The sequence below is a fragment of the Streptomyces griseochromogenes genome (genome assembly GCF_001542625.1).
In the GTDB taxonomy this organism is placed as follows: Bacteria; Actinomycetota; Actinomycetes; order Streptomycetales; family Streptomycetaceae; genus Streptomyces; species Streptomyces griseochromogenes.
Genome location: NZ_CP016279.1, coordinates 8388037 through 8401721, shown reverse-complemented (window position 1 = coordinate 8401721; position 13685 = coordinate 8388037). Strand labels below are relative to the sequence as shown.

The 13685-nt window shown below is 70.6% G+C and carries 18 protein-coding genes; 16 read left to right on the top strand and 2 right to left on the bottom strand.

From position 1 onward, the window contains the following. The first annotated feature begins 47 nt into the window (after positions 1-47). The 11 genes from AVL59_RS36445 to dapD all read left to right on the top strand — a co-directional run bounded on the left by AVL59_RS36445 (position 48) and on the right by dapD (position 8734). Complete coding sequence (locus AVL59_RS36445) at positions 48-800, top strand: helix-turn-helix transcriptional regulator (RefSeq protein ID WP_067313236.1); 753 nt, start codon at positions 48-50, stop codon at positions 798-800. Next, complete coding sequence (gene sufB, locus AVL59_RS36440; RefSeq protein WP_067313234.1) at positions 797-2218, top strand: Fe-S cluster assembly protein SufB; 1422 nt, start codon at positions 797-799, stop codon at positions 2216-2218. Before AVL59_RS36445 ends, sufB begins: the two co-directional genes overlap by 4 nt. Before the next feature lie 55 nt (positions 2219-2273). Continuing rightward, positions 2274-3458, top strand: coding sequence for a Fe-S cluster assembly protein SufD (sufD, locus tag AVL59_RS36435; RefSeq protein WP_067313232.1), 1185 nt, complete (start codon positions 2274-2276; stop codon positions 3456-3458). Then, positions 3455-3784, top strand: coding sequence for a non-heme iron oxygenase ferredoxin subunit (locus AVL59_RS36430; RefSeq protein ID WP_067313229.1), 330 nt, complete (start codon positions 3455-3457; stop codon positions 3782-3784). The genes sufD and AVL59_RS36430 overlap by 4 nt, the downstream gene beginning before the upstream one ends. 7 nt (positions 3785-3791) lie before the next feature. After that, positions 3792-4556: a Fe-S cluster assembly ATPase SufC gene (gene sufC / locus AVL59_RS36425; protein WP_067313227.1), complete on the top strand. Its 765-nt coding sequence runs from the start codon at positions 3792-3794 to the stop codon at positions 4554-4556. Next, positions 4553-5809: a cysteine desulfurase gene (locus tag AVL59_RS36420; protein WP_067313225.1), complete on the top strand. Its 1257-nt coding sequence runs from the start codon at positions 4553-4555 to the stop codon at positions 5807-5809. Before sufC ends, AVL59_RS36420 begins: the two co-directional genes overlap by 4 nt. Before the next feature lie 18 nt (positions 5810-5827). Beyond that, positions 5828-6295, top strand: a complete 468-nt coding sequence (sufU, locus tag AVL59_RS36415; protein WP_067313223.1) for a Fe-S cluster assembly sulfur transfer protein SufU — start codon at positions 5828-5830, stop codon at positions 6293-6295. Continuing rightward, positions 6292-6624 carry a metal-sulfur cluster assembly factor gene (locus tag AVL59_RS36410; RefSeq protein WP_067313221.1) on the top strand — a complete coding sequence of 111 codons (333 nt, stop codon included), beginning with the start codon at positions 6292-6294 and terminating at the stop codon, positions 6622-6624. The genes sufU and AVL59_RS36410 overlap by 4 nt, the downstream gene beginning before the upstream one ends. A 196-nt stretch (positions 6625-6820) precedes the next feature. Next, positions 6821-7141: a DMT family transporter gene (locus tag AVL59_RS36405; RefSeq protein WP_067313219.1), complete on the top strand. Its 321-nt coding sequence runs from the start codon at positions 6821-6823 to the stop codon at positions 7139-7141. Further along, entirely contained in the window at positions 7141-7674 is a 534-nt protein-coding gene (locus tag AVL59_RS36400) for a TetR/AcrR family transcriptional regulator (RefSeq protein WP_067313217.1), read from the top strand. The genes AVL59_RS36405 and AVL59_RS36400 overlap by 1 nt, the downstream gene beginning before the upstream one ends. A gap of 73 nt (positions 7675-7747) precedes the next feature. Continuing rightward, on the top strand, positions 7748-8734 hold the full coding sequence (gene dapD / locus AVL59_RS36395) for a 2,3,4,5-tetrahydropyridine-2,6-dicarboxylate N-succinyltransferase (RefSeq protein WP_067313215.1): 987 nt from the start codon (positions 7748-7750) through the stop codon (positions 8732-8734). Between the two features lie 228 nt (positions 8735-8962). Here the strand turns inward: dapD and AVL59_RS36390 are convergent, their stop codons facing one another. After that, positions 8963-9472: an HAD domain-containing protein gene (locus tag AVL59_RS36390; protein ID WP_067313213.1), complete on the bottom strand. Its 510-nt coding sequence runs from the start codon at positions 9470-9472 to the stop codon at positions 8963-8965. A gap of 140 nt (positions 9473-9612) precedes the next feature. Here AVL59_RS36390 and AVL59_RS36385 point away from each other — a divergent pair, with 140 nt between their 5' ends. Continuing rightward, positions 9613-10173: a SigE family RNA polymerase sigma factor gene (locus AVL59_RS36385; RefSeq protein ID WP_067313211.1), complete on the top strand. Its 561-nt coding sequence runs from the start codon at positions 9613-9615 to the stop codon at positions 10171-10173. Further along, positions 10170-11402, top strand: a complete 1233-nt coding sequence (locus tag AVL59_RS36380) for a hypothetical protein (protein WP_067313209.1) — start codon at positions 10170-10172, stop codon at positions 11400-11402. Before AVL59_RS36385 ends, AVL59_RS36380 begins: the two co-directional genes overlap by 4 nt. On the opposite strand, the gene dapA is transcribed toward AVL59_RS36380, so the two are convergent. Beyond that, the gene (gene dapA / locus AVL59_RS36375; protein ID WP_079147166.1) at positions 11403-12296 is read right to left on the bottom strand and encodes a 4-hydroxy-tetrahydrodipicolinate synthase; all 894 of its coding nucleotides are present in this window, start codon (positions 12294-12296) and stop codon (positions 11403-11405) included. A 158-nt stretch (positions 12297-12454) separates the two neighbouring features. Between dapA and AVL59_RS52795 the strand changes: the two genes are divergently transcribed. The 3 genes from AVL59_RS52795 (at position 12455) to AVL59_RS36365 (ending at position 13672) form a co-directional block, all read left to right on the top strand. Next, positions 12455-12607, top strand: a complete 153-nt coding sequence (locus AVL59_RS52795; RefSeq protein ID WP_159400182.1) for a hypothetical protein — start codon at positions 12455-12457, stop codon at positions 12605-12607. Next, positions 12604-13299, top strand: a complete 696-nt coding sequence (locus tag AVL59_RS36370; RefSeq protein WP_067313207.1) for a hypothetical protein — start codon at positions 12604-12606, stop codon at positions 13297-13299. Before AVL59_RS52795 ends, AVL59_RS36370 begins: the two co-directional genes overlap by 4 nt. Before the next feature lie 97 nt (positions 13300-13396). Continuing rightward, the gene (locus tag AVL59_RS36365; protein WP_067313205.1) at positions 13397-13672 is read left to right on the top strand and encodes a hypothetical protein; all 276 of its coding nucleotides are present in this window, start codon (positions 13397-13399) and stop codon (positions 13670-13672) included. Positions 13673-13685 lie beyond the last annotated feature (13 nt).

Below are 13685 nucleotides of genomic sequence, written 5' to 3'. Positions count from 1 at the left end.
CGGGACGCGGCTTGTCAGCCTCCGAGGAATTACGCAACAATGGCGTTGTGAAAAACGTCGGCGAGGCTCGGGAGACCCCGGTGGGTACCCCGCACGAGGAGCTGGCGACCGGAGAGCGCTCGACGCGCAACCGAGTCGCGCGGTCCATCCTGGACCACGGCCCGTCGACCGTCGCCGAGCTGGCCGGCCGGCTGGGCCTGACCCAGGCCGCCGTGCGGCGCCATCTGGACGCCCTGGTCGCCGACGACGTCGTGGAGGCGCGCGAGCAGCGCGTGTACGGCGCCCGGACCCGTGGCCGCCCCGCCAAGGTCTTCGCGCTGACGGACTGCGGCCGCGACGCCTTCGACCAGTCGTACGACAAGCTCGCCGTGGACGCCCTGCGCTGGATCGCCGAGCGTGAGGGCGGCGCCGAGGCGGTCGCCGCCTTCGCGCGCGCGAGGATCGCCGCCCAGGCCGGCGCGTACCGCAAGGCCGTCGAGGGCGTCGGCCCCGACAAGCGCGCCGAAGCGCTGGCCAAGGCCCTGAGTGCGGACGGGTACGCTGCTACGGCGCGTAGCGCACCGGTCGGCGAGCAGCTGTGCCAGCACCACTGCCCGGTCGCCCACGTGGCGGAACAGTTCCCGCAGCTGTGCGAGGCGGAGACGGAGATCTTCGCCGAACTGCTGGGGACCCACGTCCAGCGACTGGCGACCATCGCCCATGGCGACGGCGTCTGTACGACGTTCATCCCCAAGATTTCGAAGACCGATCACCAGAGCCAACAAGCATCTGCAAGCACGGCCGGGAGGAACCCCGCATGACTCTCCCCACGGAGACTGCCCACCCCGAACTCGAGGGCCTGGGCAAGTACGAATACGGCTGGGCCGACTCCGACGAGGCCGGCGCCTCTGCGAAGCGTGGTCTGAACGAGGACGTGGTCCGGGACATCTCGGCGAAGAAGTCCGAGCCGGAGTGGATGACCAAGCTCCGCCTCAAGGGCCTGCGCCTCTTCGAGAAGAAGCCCATGCCGAACTGGGGCTCGGACCTGTCGGGCATCGACTTCGACAACATCAAGTACTTCGTGCGCTCCACGGAGAAGCAGGCGGAGTCCTGGGAGGACCTGCCCGAGGACATCAAGAACACCTACGACAAGCTGGGCATCCCGGAGGCCGAGAAGCAGCGCCTCGTCGCCGGTGTCGCGGCCCAGTACGAGTCGGAGGTCGTCTACCACCAGATCCGCGAGGACCTGGAGGAGCAGGGCGTCATCTTCCTCGACACCGACACCGCGCTGAAGGAGCACCCGGAGCTCTTCAAGGAGTACTTCGGCACCGTCATCCCGGTCGGTGACAACAAGTTCGCCTCCCTGAACACCGCCGTGTGGTCCGGTGGCTCCTTCATCTACGTCCCGCCGGGCGTCCACGTGGAGATCCCGCTCCAGGCCTACTTCCGCATCAACACGGAGAACATGGGTCAGTTCGAGCGGACCCTGATCATCGTCGACGAGGGTGCCTACGTGCACTACGTCGAGGGCTGTACCGCCCCGATCTACAAGTCGGACTCGCTGCACAGCGCCGTGGTCGAGATCATCGTCAAGAAGAACGCCCGCTGCCGCTACACGACCATCCAGAACTGGTCGAACAACGTCTACAACCTGGTCACCAAGCGCGCCGTGGCCTACGAGGGCGCGACCATGGAGTGGATCGACGGCAACATCGGCTCCAAGGTGACGATGAAGTACCCGGCCGTCTACCTGATGGGCGAGCACGCCAAGGGCGAGACCCTCTCCATCGCCTTCGCGGGCGAGGGCCAGCACCAGGACGCCGGCTCCAAGATGGTCCACATGGCGCCGAACACCTCCTCCAACATCGTCTCCAAGTCGGTGGCGCGCGGTGGCGGCCGTACCTCGTACCGCGGCCTGGTCGAGATCGGCGAGGGCGCCCACGGCTCGAAGTCGAACGTGCTGTGCGACGCGCTGCTCGTCGACACCATCTCCCGCTCCGACACGTACCCGTACGTCGACGTCCGCGAGGACGACGTGTCCATGGGGCACGAGGCGACCGTCTCCAAGGTCTCCGAGGACCAGCTCTTCTACCTGATGAGCCGTGGTCTGTCCGAGTTCGAGGCGATGGCGATGATCGTGCGCGGCTTCGTCGAGCCGATCGCCAAGGAGCTGCCGATGGAGTACGCCCTTGAGCTCAACCGGCTGATCGAGCTGCAGATGGAAGGCGCGGTCGGCTAAGGCCCGCCCCACGGTCAGCACACGTCTTACTGAGAAAGCGAGCACTACGACAGCCATGGCTGAGGCTCAGAACATCCCCGTGGGCTCCACCACCGCGGGCCAGATCGCGGTGGCCGCCGAGTCGACCGTCGCCACGCGCATGAGCGCGCCCCCGTCCTTCGACGTGGCGGACTTCCCGGTCCCGCACGGCCGCGAGGAGGAGTGGCGGTTCACCCCGCTGGAGCGGCTGCGCGGTCTGCACGACGGCACCGCCGTCGCGAACGGCGCGGGCGTGAAGGTCGCCGTCGAGGCCCCCGAGGGCGTCACCGTCGAGACCGTCGGCCGCGACGACGCGCGGCTCGGCAGGGCGGGCACCCCGGTGGACCGCGTCGCCGCCCAGGCGTACTCCGCCTTCGAGCAGGCCGGCGTGGTCACCGTCCCCAAGGAGACGGTGCTCACCGAGCCGATCCGCATCGCCGTGCAGGGCCAGGGCGGGGTCGCCTACGGCCACCAGGTGATCGAGCTGGGCGCCTTCGCCGAGGCCGTCGTCGTCATCGACCACGCCGGTGACGCGGTGCTCGCCGCCAACGTCGACTACATCCTGGGCGACGGCGCCAAGCTGACCGTCGTCTCCGTCCAGGACTGGGACGACAAGGCCGTGCACGTCGGCCAGCACAACGCGCTGATCGGCCGGGACGCCACCTTCAAGTCGTTCGTGGTCACCTTCGGCGGCGACGTCGTCCGCCTGCACCCGCGCGTCGAGTACGCCGGCACCGGCGGCGAGGCCGAGCTCTTCGGCCTGTACTTCACCGACGCGGGCCAGCACCAGGAGCACCGCCTCCTGGTCACCCACAACACCCCGCACTGCAAGTCGAACGTCGTCTACAAGGGCGCGCTCCAGGGCGAGGACGCGCACGCCGTGTGGATCGGTGACGTGCTGATCGAGGCCAGCGCCGAGGGCACGGACACCTACGAGATGAACCGCAACCTGGTGCTGACCGACGGCGCGCGGGTCGACTCGGTGCCGAACCTGGAGATCGAGACCGGCGAGATCGTCGGCGCCGGACACGCCTCCGCCACCGGCCGCTTCGACGACGAGCAGCTCTTCTACCTGATGGCGCGCGGCATCCCGGAGCACGATGCCCGCCGCCTCGTCGTCCGCGGCTTCTTCGCCGAGCTGGTCCAGCAGATCGGCGTGGCGGACATCGAGGAGCGCCTCATCGCCAAGATCGAAGAGGAGCTGGAGGCGTCGGTCGCATGACTGCCCCGTCGACGTTCCTGCGCGCCTGCGGGCTGAGCGAGCTGGAGGAGGACACCCCCAAGCGGGTGGAACTCGACGGCACGCCGGTCTCGGTCGTGAAGACCGAGGGGGAGGTGTTCGCGATCTACGACATCTGTTCGCACGCGAACGTCTCGCTCTCCGAGGGCGAGGTGGAGGACTGCCAGATCGAGTGCTGGCTGCACGGCTCCGCCTTCGACCTGCGCACCGGTAAGCCGTCCGGCCTCCCCGCGACGCGCCCCGTCCCCGTTTACCCCGTAAAGATCGAAGGGGACGACGTTCTCGTCTCCCTCACCCAGGAGTCCTGAGGCACCCATGGCAACGCTTGAAATCCGAGACCTGCACGTCACCGTCGAGGCCGACAACGCCACGAAGGAGATCCTCAAGGGCGTCGACCTCACCGTGAAGCAGGGCGAGACGCACGCCATCATGGGCCCCAACGGCTCCGGCAAGTCGACCCTCGCCTACTCGCTCGCGGGTCACCCGAAGTACACGATCACCAGCGGCACCGTCACCCTCGACGGCGAGGACGTCCTGGAGATGTCCGTCGACGAGCGCGCCCGCGCGGGCCTGTTCCTGGCGATGCAGTACCCGGTCGAGGTCCCCGGCGTCTCGGTCTCCAACTTCCTGCGCACCTCCGCCACCGCGATCCGCGGCGAAGCCCCCAAGCTGCGCACCTGGGTGAAGGAGGTCAAGGGGGCCATGGAGCGCCTCAACATGGACCCGGCCTTCGCCGAGCGCAACGTCAACGAGGGCTTCTCCGGCGGTGAGAAGAAGCGCCACGAGATCCTGCAGCTGGAGCTGCTCAAGCCGAAGGTCGCGATCCTCGACGAGACCGACTCCGGCCTGGACGTCGACGCGCTCCGCATCGTCTCCGAGGGCGTCAACCGCGTCCGCGAGACCGGCGAGGTCGGCACCCTGCTGATCACGCACTACACGCGCATCCTGCGCTACATCAAGCCCGACTACGTCCACGTCTTCTCCGGCGGCCGCATCGTCGAGTCCGGCGGTGCCGAGCTCGCCGACAAGCTGGAGGACGAGGGCTACGAGGCCTACACGAAGGGTGGCGCATCCGCGTGACACAGCTGCCGGGCCTCCTCGACACCGAGGCGATCCGCAAGGACTTCCCCGTCCTGGACCGTCTGGTCCACGACGGCAAGAAGCTCGTGTACCTGGACAACGCGGCGACCTCGCAGAAGCCGCGCCAGGTGCTGGACGCCCTGAGCGAGTACTACGAGCGCTACAACGCCAATGTCCACCGCGGTGTGCATGTGCTCGCCGAGGAGGCCACGGCGCTGTACGAGGGCGCGCGTGACAAGGTCGCCGAGTTCATCAACGCGCCCAGCCGCGACGAGGTGATCTTCACCAAGAACGCCTCCGAGTCGCTGAACCTCGTGGCGAACATGCTGGGCTGGGCCGAAGAGCCCTACCGGGTGGACCACGAGACCGAGATCGTCATCACGGAGATGGAGCACCACTCCAACATCGTGCCGTGGCAGCTGCTCGCGCAGCGCACGGGCGCGAAGCTGAAGTGGTTCGGCCTCACCGACGACGGCCGCCTGGACCTGTCCAACATCGACGAGGTCATCACGGAGAAGACGAAGATCGTCTCCTTCGTCCTGGTCTCCAACATCCTGGGCACGGTCAACCCGGTCGAGGCGATAGTCCGCCGCGCCCAGGAGGTCGGTGCGCTGGTCTGCATCGACGCCTCCCAGGCGGCGCCTCACATGCCGCTGGACGTCCAGGCCCTCCAGGCCGACTTCGTGGCCTTCACCGGCCACAAGATGTGCGGCCCGACCGGCATCGGCGTGCTCTGGGGCCGCCAGGAGCTGCTGGAGGACCTGCCTCCGTTCCTGGGCGGCGGCGAGATGATCGAGACCGTGTCGATGCACTCCTCGACGTACGCCCCGGCGCCGCACAAGTTCGAGGCGGGCACGCCCCCGATCGCCCAGGCGGTCGGTCTCGGCGCCGCGATCGACTACCTCAACTCGATCGGCATGGACAAGATCCTCGCCCACGAGCACGCGCTCACCGAGTACGCGGTCAAGCGCCTGGCGGAGGTCCCGGACCTGAGGATCATCGGCCCCACCACGGCCGAGGACCGCGGCGCGGCGATCTCCTTCACCCTCGGCGACATCCACCCGCACGACGTGGGCCAGGTCCTCGACGAGCAGGGCATCGCGGTCCGGGTCGGCCACCACTGCGCCCGCCCCGTCTGCCTGCGCTACGGAATTCCTGCGACCACGCGAGCGTCGTTCTATCTGTACTCCACGCCGGCCGAGATCGACGCACTGGTCGAGGGGCTGGAGCACGTACGGAACTTCTTCGGCTGAGAGGCGTGAGCTGAGACCGTGAAGCTGGATTCGATGTACCAGGAAGTCATCCTGGACCACTACAAGAACCCGCACGGGCGTGGTCTGAGGGATGGCGACGCCGAGGTGCACCACGTGAACCCGACGTGCGGCGACGAGATCACCCTTCGTGTGAGGTACGACGGAACGACGATCAAGGACGTCTCGTACGAGGGCCAGGGCTGCTCCATCAGCCAGGCCTCGGCGTCCGTCCTGAACGAGCTCCTCGTCGGTAAGGAACTGGCCGAGGCGCAGAAGATCCAGGAGACCTTCCTGGAGCTGATGCAGTCCAAGGGCCGGATCGAGCCGGACGACGCGATGGAGGAGGTGCTGGAGGACGCGGTCGCGTTCGCCGGTGTCTCCAAGTACCCCGCCCGGGTCAAGTGCGCCCTCCTCAGCTGGATGGCGTGGAAGGACGCGACGGCCCAGGCGCTGGGTGGCGCCGACGCCGAAAGGAAGACGGCATGACCGACACCGCTGAGATGAAGCCGGCCTCGGAGGAAGAACTCCGTGAGGCGCTGTACGACGTCGTCGACCCCGAGCTGGGCATCGACGTCGTCAACCTCGGCCTGATCTACGGCATCCACATCGACGACGCGAACATCGCGACGATCGACATGACCCTGACGTCGGCGGCCTGCCCGCTGACGGACGTCATCGAGGACCAGGCCAAGTCCGCCACGGACGGCCTCGTCAACGAGCTGCGCATCAACTGGGTCTGGATGCCGCCGTGGGGCCCCGACAAGATCACGGACGACGGTCGCGAGCAGCTGAGGGCGCTCGGGTTCAACGTCTGAGACATCCGCGTGTGTGAAGCGGCGGCACCGAAGGGTGCCGCCGCTTTCGTGTGCTCAGGCCAGTGCGTCCACGAGCAGGAACGCCGAGTCCGCCCGGTACAGGTCGGTGTTCTGGGCAGACAGCCGCCGTCGGCCGTGGCGAAAGTGAGACTTGTTATGTGTACGTCCGTACGCAACGTTGTGTACGCTTGTACACATGGGATACCTGCTGCTCGCCGGCGCCATAGCCGCCGAGGTCGTCGCGACGACGGCGATGAAGTACAGCGAGGGGTTCAGCCGGCTCTGGCCCTCCCTCGTGACGGCCCTGGGCTACCTCGTCGCCTTCGCGCTGCTCGCCCGGACACTGAAGACCGTGTCGATCGGCACCGCGTACGCGATCTGGTCCGGGGTGGGCACCGCGAGCATCGCCGTCCTGGGTCTGCTGCTGTTCGGAGAGGGGCTGAGCGCGACCAAGGTCGCGGGGATCCTGCTGATCGTCGGGGGAGTGGTGGTGCTGAACATGGGAGGCGCTCACTGATGCCCCGCCGCCACGACCCCGAGCGGCGGCAGCGGATCATCGACGCGGCGATCCGGGTGGTCGCCAGCAAGGGCATCGCGGGGCTGAGCCACCGCACGGTCGCGGCCGAGGCGGATGTGCCGCTGGGCTCCACGACGTACCACTTCGCCACCTTGGAAGAGCTGATGGTGGCCGCGCTGCGGCAGGCGAACGAGGGGTTCGCCAAGGTGCTGGCCGAGCGGCTGCCCGAGGGCGGCCGGGGCGACCTCGCGACGGACCTCGCCCGGGCGCTGGGGGAGTGGCTCGGCGGCGACCGCACGGGCGTGGAGCTGGAGTACGAGCTGTATCTGGCCGCGCTGCGGCGGCCCGCGCTGCGCCCCGTCGCGGCCGAGTGGACCGAGGAGGCGGCGGCCGGGCTCGCCCGGCGCACGGACGCGGTCACGGCCCGGGCCCTGCTCGCGCTGATGGACGGCATCTGTCTTCAGGTGCTGCTGACCGGCGGTTCGTACGACGAGGAGTACGCGCGTGCCGTGCTGGCTCGGGTGATCCCCTGAACCGGCGCCCGGCACCTGAGACGCCCCCCGCACGGGTTCGCCCCGACGGCCTTCCCCACGTTAGGTTTCCTGCATGACCGACACTGCTTCCCGTACCACCGGCGCCGTCGCCGCCGGCCTCGCCACCCTCGCCTCCGACGGCACCGTTCTCGACACCTGGTTCCCGGCCCCCGAGCTGGTCGCGGAGCCCGGCCCCGCCGGCACCGAGCGGCTGTCCGCCGAGCGGGCCGCGGAGCTGCTCGGCGCCGGCGCCACCGCGGCCATCGGCCCGGACGCCCGCCGGGGCGTCGAGGTGGTCGCGGTCCGTACGGTCATCGCCTCGCTCGACGAGAAGCCGATCGACGCGCACGACGTCTACCTGCGCCTGCACCTGCTCTCCCACCGCCTGGTCAAGCCGCACGGCCAGAGCCTGGACGGCATCTTCGGGCACCTCGCCAACGTCGCCTGGACCTCGCTCGGCCCGGTCGCCGTCGACGACGTCGAGAAGGTGCGGCTGAACGCCCGCGCCGAGGGCCTGCACCTCCAGGTCACCTCGATCGACAAGTTCCCGCGCATGACCGACTACGTCGCCCCGAAGGGCGTGCGGATCGCGGACGCCGACCGGGTCCGGCTGGGCGCGCACCTCGCCGAGGGCACCACGGTCATGCACGAGGGCTTCGTCAACTTCAACGCCGGCACGCTCGGCACCTCCATGGTCGAGGGCCGGATCTCCGCGGGTGTCGTGGTCGGCGACGGCTCGGACATCGGCGGCGGCGCGTCCACCATGGGCACGCTGTCCGGCGGCGGCAACGTGATCATCTCCATCGGCGAGCGCTGCCTGATCGGCGCCGAGGCGGGCGTCGGCATCGCGCTCGGCGACGAGTGCGTGGTCGAGGCCGGCCTGTACGTCACCGCGGGCACCCGGGTGACGATGCCCGACGGCCAGATCGTCAAGGCCCGTGAGCTCAACGGCGCGTCCAACATCCTCTTCCGCCGCAACTCGGTCACCGGTGCCGTCGAGGCCCGTCCGAACAACGCGGTGTGGGGCGGCCTGAACGACATCCTGCACAGCCACAACTGACCATCGGCGGCCATGACCCGCGGCCGCCTCGTCGATCAACGCTCCGACCGCTGCCGAGCTGTCGGCAGTGGTCGGCATTGGTCATCGTCGAGCGCCCTTCCACGGCCTGGGAGGGCGCTCGTGCGTTTGGACCCGTGGTCGCCACGGACCCAGCCGTACTTGTTGGTTCGGTGGCAAGATCACGTCCTTGCGGAAGAACGCGACCAGCCTCCTTCGCCCGATGGGTCGTCACCGACGTGTCCCGAGCCCGGCCGTGGCCTTCGCCAGCGTCGTGAAGTCCTGTGTGCGCAGGCCGACTCTCGGGTCGACGTGGTGCAGCAGAGCCGGTCCGGGATGGTGCGTCGCCACATAGGCGGTGTCCGCCGGGCCCTGTTCGTCGTCCACCCACGCGAACGGCCGGCCCGCGGCATGCCTGACGATCGCCTCCGTCTTCCAGTGCACCCCGTCCGGCCGCTCGGCGAAGAGATCGGCGCCGAAGTCGACGTACGGCAGCACCCCCAGGCCGAGGACCGGCGCGATCCAGCGGTTGGCCTCGGCCATCCAGGTCGTCGCCCAGCACAGCTCGTAGTCGAGCGACAGCAACGCCGGGCCGTGGGACGGATTCAGCCACACCCGCAGGGGGCGGCGCGCATGCAGGTCCGCCCTGATCGTCGTGTAGCCCTCGGGGCGGCGCTCCGGCCGGGCCGCGTACGGGTTGAGGGGGCCGTCGACGTCCAGGAACAACAAGGGATGGCTCACGAGCTCACCGTAGGGTGCGCGGGGCGGGCGGGGCGCGGAGATTTTTTTCCGCCGGGCAGGCATAGCGGCGCACTCGCCCACGCGTCAGCGGGGATGCGGGGCTCCGACAGCGGGTCGGCCCGGGGGAAGAGAAGGTGACGATGGATGCCCAGGCGCAGGAGAGTTTCCGGGAGTTCGTGGCCGGCCGGTCGTCGGCGCTGCTGAAGACGGCCGTCCTGCTGACCGGCGGAGACCGGCACGCCGCCGAGGACCTGCTGCAGAACGCACTGGTCAAGGCGGCCGGGCGCTGGCAGCGGATCGACCAACCGGAGGCCTACGTCCGGCGGATCCTCTATCGGCAGCAGGTCGGCCGCTGGCGGCTGAAGTGGCCGCGGCGCGAGGTCACGGTCGCCGAGCTGCCGGAGGCCCCCACGGCGCCGGACGCGTCCGGCGCCGCCGAGCTGCGGCTCGTGCTGCGCACGGCCCTGTCCCGGCTCACCGCCCGCCAGCGCACCGTGCTGGTGCTGCGGTACTTCGAGGACCTGCCCGAGGCCGACGTGGCCCGGCTGCTGGGCTGCTCGGTGGGCACCGTACGGTCCACCACCCATCGTTCCCTGGCCCGGCTGCGCACGCTCGCGCCGGAGCTGGCCGTGTTCGGCCGGGACAGCGGCGCCGAGCGGCGGCCGTCCCGTGACTTCTCGCCCGTGGAGGTGCGTTCGTGAAGATCGAGGAACTGCTGAGCGACGCCCTGTGGGAGCAGGCCTGCGAGCAGCCGCCGCCCGGCCCGGGGTTCGTCGAGCGGGTACTGGCCGCCCGGCGGCGCCGACGCGCCCGCCGGTTCGCGGCCGCCGCGGGGGTCACCGCCGCCGCGGCCGCCGTCGCGCTGGTCGCCGTGACGGCCGGGGCGCCCCTGCCGCACTCGGGCAAGGGCGACGAACGGCCCTCGAGCGTGCTCCACTCCGGTGCGGTGTCCGCCCGGCCGGACCAGTCGCCGCCGCGCGACCTGATCGCGGCCGGACGGTCGGCGCTGGCCGCGTACTACACGACCCGGACCGTGCGGCAGTCCGCCGACCTCGCGGTCGGCGAGCGCACGTACTGGCTGCTGAACCCCGGGACCGGCCGGTACGAGAAGGACGCCCGCTGGTCGGTCGTGGCCGTCGCCCCGGGTCTGAGGACCGCCGCCGTGCTGGAGCGCGAGCTGCCCGCCGCCCGCATCGGCCTGCTCGACCTCGCGACGGGGGAGGTCGAGCGGTGGATCCCGGTGTCCCACGCCGTCGGGGGGCTCGCCTTCTCGGCTGACGGCCGCAGGCTGGTCGCCACGACGTACAGCGGGAATCCCGACATCTTCGTAAAGATCACCGACGCGCACACGGGCCGCTTTACGTGGGGTCCGCGGTTCGGGTCCACACCCCGGACCGGCTTCGAGGTGCTGGACGTGGCCTCCGGCAGGGGGACCTGGGCCCGTGTCGCGCCCGACCGGGCCGTCCAGGGCCGGGAGGACTTCGCCTTCGGCCGCGCCGGCGACCTGCTGTACGGGCGCGTCGTGGGCCCCCGGGACGGAATGGAGCAGTTCTACGACGTCACGGGCCGCAAAGTCGCCGCGCCCGGGAACGAGCGCCGTCTGAGGTGGGACGTGAGTGCCCGGCTGTCCCCGGACGGGCGGCTCGCGGCCTGGGGGCTGGTGGCGGAGCCGCACGGCACCTCCTACTCCTCGATCCGCGATCCGCTGACCGGCAAGGAGATCACCCGGGTGCGCGGGGCGGAGCTGCTCGCCTGGGCGGACGACAAGCGGCTCATCGCCTGGGAGCGGGACCCGCACGAGGAGCGGTACCGGCCCCGGCTCGTGCTGGTCACGATCGGCAGCGCGAAGGTGGTCCCGCTCAGCGGTTACCAGAAGCGGGACATGGACGACGCCTCCGGGTACTGGCAGCCGGTCTTCGCGGACCGCTGATCACACCGCCGTCAGCTCCTCGTGCAGCGCCAGCAGCCCGTCGGCCGTCTCCCGGCCGGCGGGCAGCAGCGGGGCGCGCACCGGGCCGGCGGGCAGGCCGAGTGCGGGCAGCAGGGCCTTGACGGTGACCGTGCCGGGCAGGCCCGCGCCCATCATCGCCTCGATGAACGGCATGGCCCGCAGCTGCAGTTCGGCCGCGCGGGCCGTCTCGCCCGCGTCGAACGCGTCGAGGATCGCGGCGACATGGCCCGGCACGGCGTTGGCGACCGTGCTCACGCACCCGGCCGCGCCCACCGCGTACAGCGCGAGGATGTGCTCGTCACAGCCCGCGTAGTACGCCAGGTCCGTGCGTGCCAGCACCTTCTGGGTACCGAGGAAATCGTAGGAGCAGTCCTTGACCGCCACGATCCGCGGGTGTTCCGCGAGGCGGATCATCGTCTCGGGCTCGATCCGGGTGCCGGTGCGGCCCGGGATGTCGTAGAGCATCACCGGCAGACCGGCGGCGTCGGCGACCTGACGGAAGTGCGCCTCCACCGCCTCCTGCGGCGGCCTGCTGTAGTACGGCGTCACCACCAGCACACCGTCGGCGCCCGCCTTCTCGGCCGCGAGGGCGGCCTCGACGGTGTGCCGCGTGTCGGCGGTGCCCACGCCCGCCACCAGCGCGACGCCCTCGCCGACCGCCTCCCGGACGGCCGCGATCAGCTCCGCCTTCTCCGCGTCGGAGGTGGTCGGCGATTCGCCCGTGGTGCCGTTCAGGACCAGCCCGTCGCAGCCCCGCGCCACCAAGTGGCCGGCCAGCTGCCGAGCACCTTCCAGGTCGAGCGTGCCCGTCTCGGTGAACGGGGTGATCATCGCGCACAGGGTGCGTCCGAAGGGCTTGCGTCGGTTCGTCATGAGAGTAGTCTCGGCAGCACAACACTGAAGCACTACTTAATTCTTCTACGAGATATTGCTAAGTATTGCTGATGGGTTGGGCGAGGCGGCCGAAGTCCCTGTGTCCAACTCGGCCCTTCATGGGTCACTATGGGCCGGGACGGTCATCGTCGTCGGTCATGGGAGGCACCATGAAGCTCGGCAAGGCACTGGCCATCGGAGTCGCCGAGGAGCGGCCGCTCGCCCACGAGGAGGAGCCGCGACTCCCCGAGGAGATCACCCTCACCGCCCCGGCCGAGCCGGCCCGCGAAGAGGTACCGGCGGCCCGATGAGGCTGCGGCTCCCGGTGGAACGCCCGACGGAGCCGCCGACCGGTTACAAGATCGCCCACCCGGTGCTGTCCCAGGACGGCACCCGGGCCGGGTTCACCGGTGTGTCACTGGGCGGCGCGCTGCCGTACGGCGTGCTCGACGACGCCTCCTGCGTCTACGGGCGCAGGCACCGCCCGCCCGCGCGCCTGTGCGACTGCGGCTTCCACTGCGTGCACGACCGCACGGCCGCCGAGGCTCTGCTGTGCACCGCGGAGCACCGGGCCGCGGCCTTGCTGGAAGTCTCCGTACTCGGTGCCTACATCCGCTTCGAGCGCGGTTTCCGCTACGCCCGGCAGCGCGTGCGCACGGCGGCCCCCGGTCCGTGCGACTGCGGCGCCACCGCGGGCGCGCTCGCCGACGCGGGCTGGGGCAGGCCCGGCTGGCGGGCCCTCGCGCCCGCCTGCGCGCCCTGTGTGCGCGGTCGTGCCTCCGTCTCGCTCGCCGGATTCGCCCGGCTGGCCGGTGAGGGGCTGCGGGTGGTCGCGGGCGGCGGCCCCGCGGCGGTCCCGCCCGCCGACTTGCCGGCCGAAGGGGAGCCCGGCGTACCAGAACTCGTCGCCGAGGCCGCCCTGTTGCAGGCGCGCCTCGACTGGTTCCAGACCCAACTCGCCCGCCTCGGCGAACGCGGCGCCGGGGGAGCGGAGCGGGACTGACGGTCCCGGCCGGGGTACCCGGATTCCATGCCGAGAGGAGGCTCCACACCGCGATCGGACGCGTCCGGCCGGACGCGATCAGGGAAAGGGCACAGCGATGACGCACAGGAACCCGCACGGCTCGGGCGCCAAGGGCCCCGACGAGCTGCGGCACCAGATCGAGCAGGCCAGGAGCCGGCTCGGCAGGGCCGATGTGAAGGGCCGGGCGCTGACCCGCGCCGCCGACCTCAGGGACAAGGCCGGCGCGGCGACCGTACAGCTGCGCTCGAGCGCCACCCAGGCCGTACTCCGGCACCCGCGCCCCCTGATGGTCGCGGGCGCGGCGGGCGCCGCCCTCGCCACGGTGGGCGTGCTGCGCCGCCGGCACCACTGACCTCACCCGGTCC

Coding starts and splice junctions, on each gene's coding strand:
- sufD (WP_067313232.1), top strand. CDS start 2,274: ATGGCTGAGGCTCAGAACATCCCCGTGGGCTCCACCACCGCGGGCCAG.
- AVL59_RS36405 (WP_067313219.1), top strand. CDS start 6,821: ATGGGATACCTGCTGCTCGCCGGCGCCATAGCCGCCGAGGTCGTCGCG.
- AVL59_RS52795 (WP_159400182.1), top strand. CDS start 12,455: ATGGGAGGCACCATGAAGCTCGGCAAGGCACTGGCCATCGGAGTCGCC.
- sufC (WP_067313227.1), top strand. CDS start 3,792: ATGGCAACGCTTGAAATCCGAGACCTGCACGTCACCGTCGAGGCCGAC.
- dapA (WP_079147166.1), bottom strand. CDS start 12,296: ATGACGAACCGACGCAAGCCCTTCGGACGCACCCTGTGCGCGATGATC.
- AVL59_RS36365 (WP_067313205.1), top strand. CDS start 13,397: ATGACGCACAGGAACCCGCACGGCTCGGGCGCCAAGGGCCCCGACGAG.
- AVL59_RS36385 (WP_067313211.1), top strand. CDS start 9,613: ATGGATGCCCAGGCGCAGGAGAGTTTCCGGGAGTTCGTGGCCGGCCGG.
- AVL59_RS36370 (WP_067313207.1), top strand. CDS start 12,604: ATGAGGCTGCGGCTCCCGGTGGAACGCCCGACGGAGCCGCCGACCGGT.
- dapD (WP_067313215.1), top strand. CDS start 7,748: ATGACCGACACTGCTTCCCGTACCACCGGCGCCGTCGCCGCCGGCCTC.
- sufB (WP_067313234.1), top strand. CDS start 797: ATGACTCTCCCCACGGAGACTGCCCACCCCGAACTCGAGGGCCTGGGC.
- AVL59_RS36430 (WP_067313229.1), top strand. CDS start 3,455: ATGACTGCCCCGTCGACGTTCCTGCGCGCCTGCGGGCTGAGCGAGCTG.
- AVL59_RS36410 (WP_067313221.1), top strand. CDS start 6,292: ATGACCGACACCGCTGAGATGAAGCCGGCCTCGGAGGAAGAACTCCGT.
- AVL59_RS36400 (WP_067313217.1), top strand. CDS start 7,141: ATGCCCCGCCGCCACGACCCCGAGCGGCGGCAGCGGATCATCGACGCG.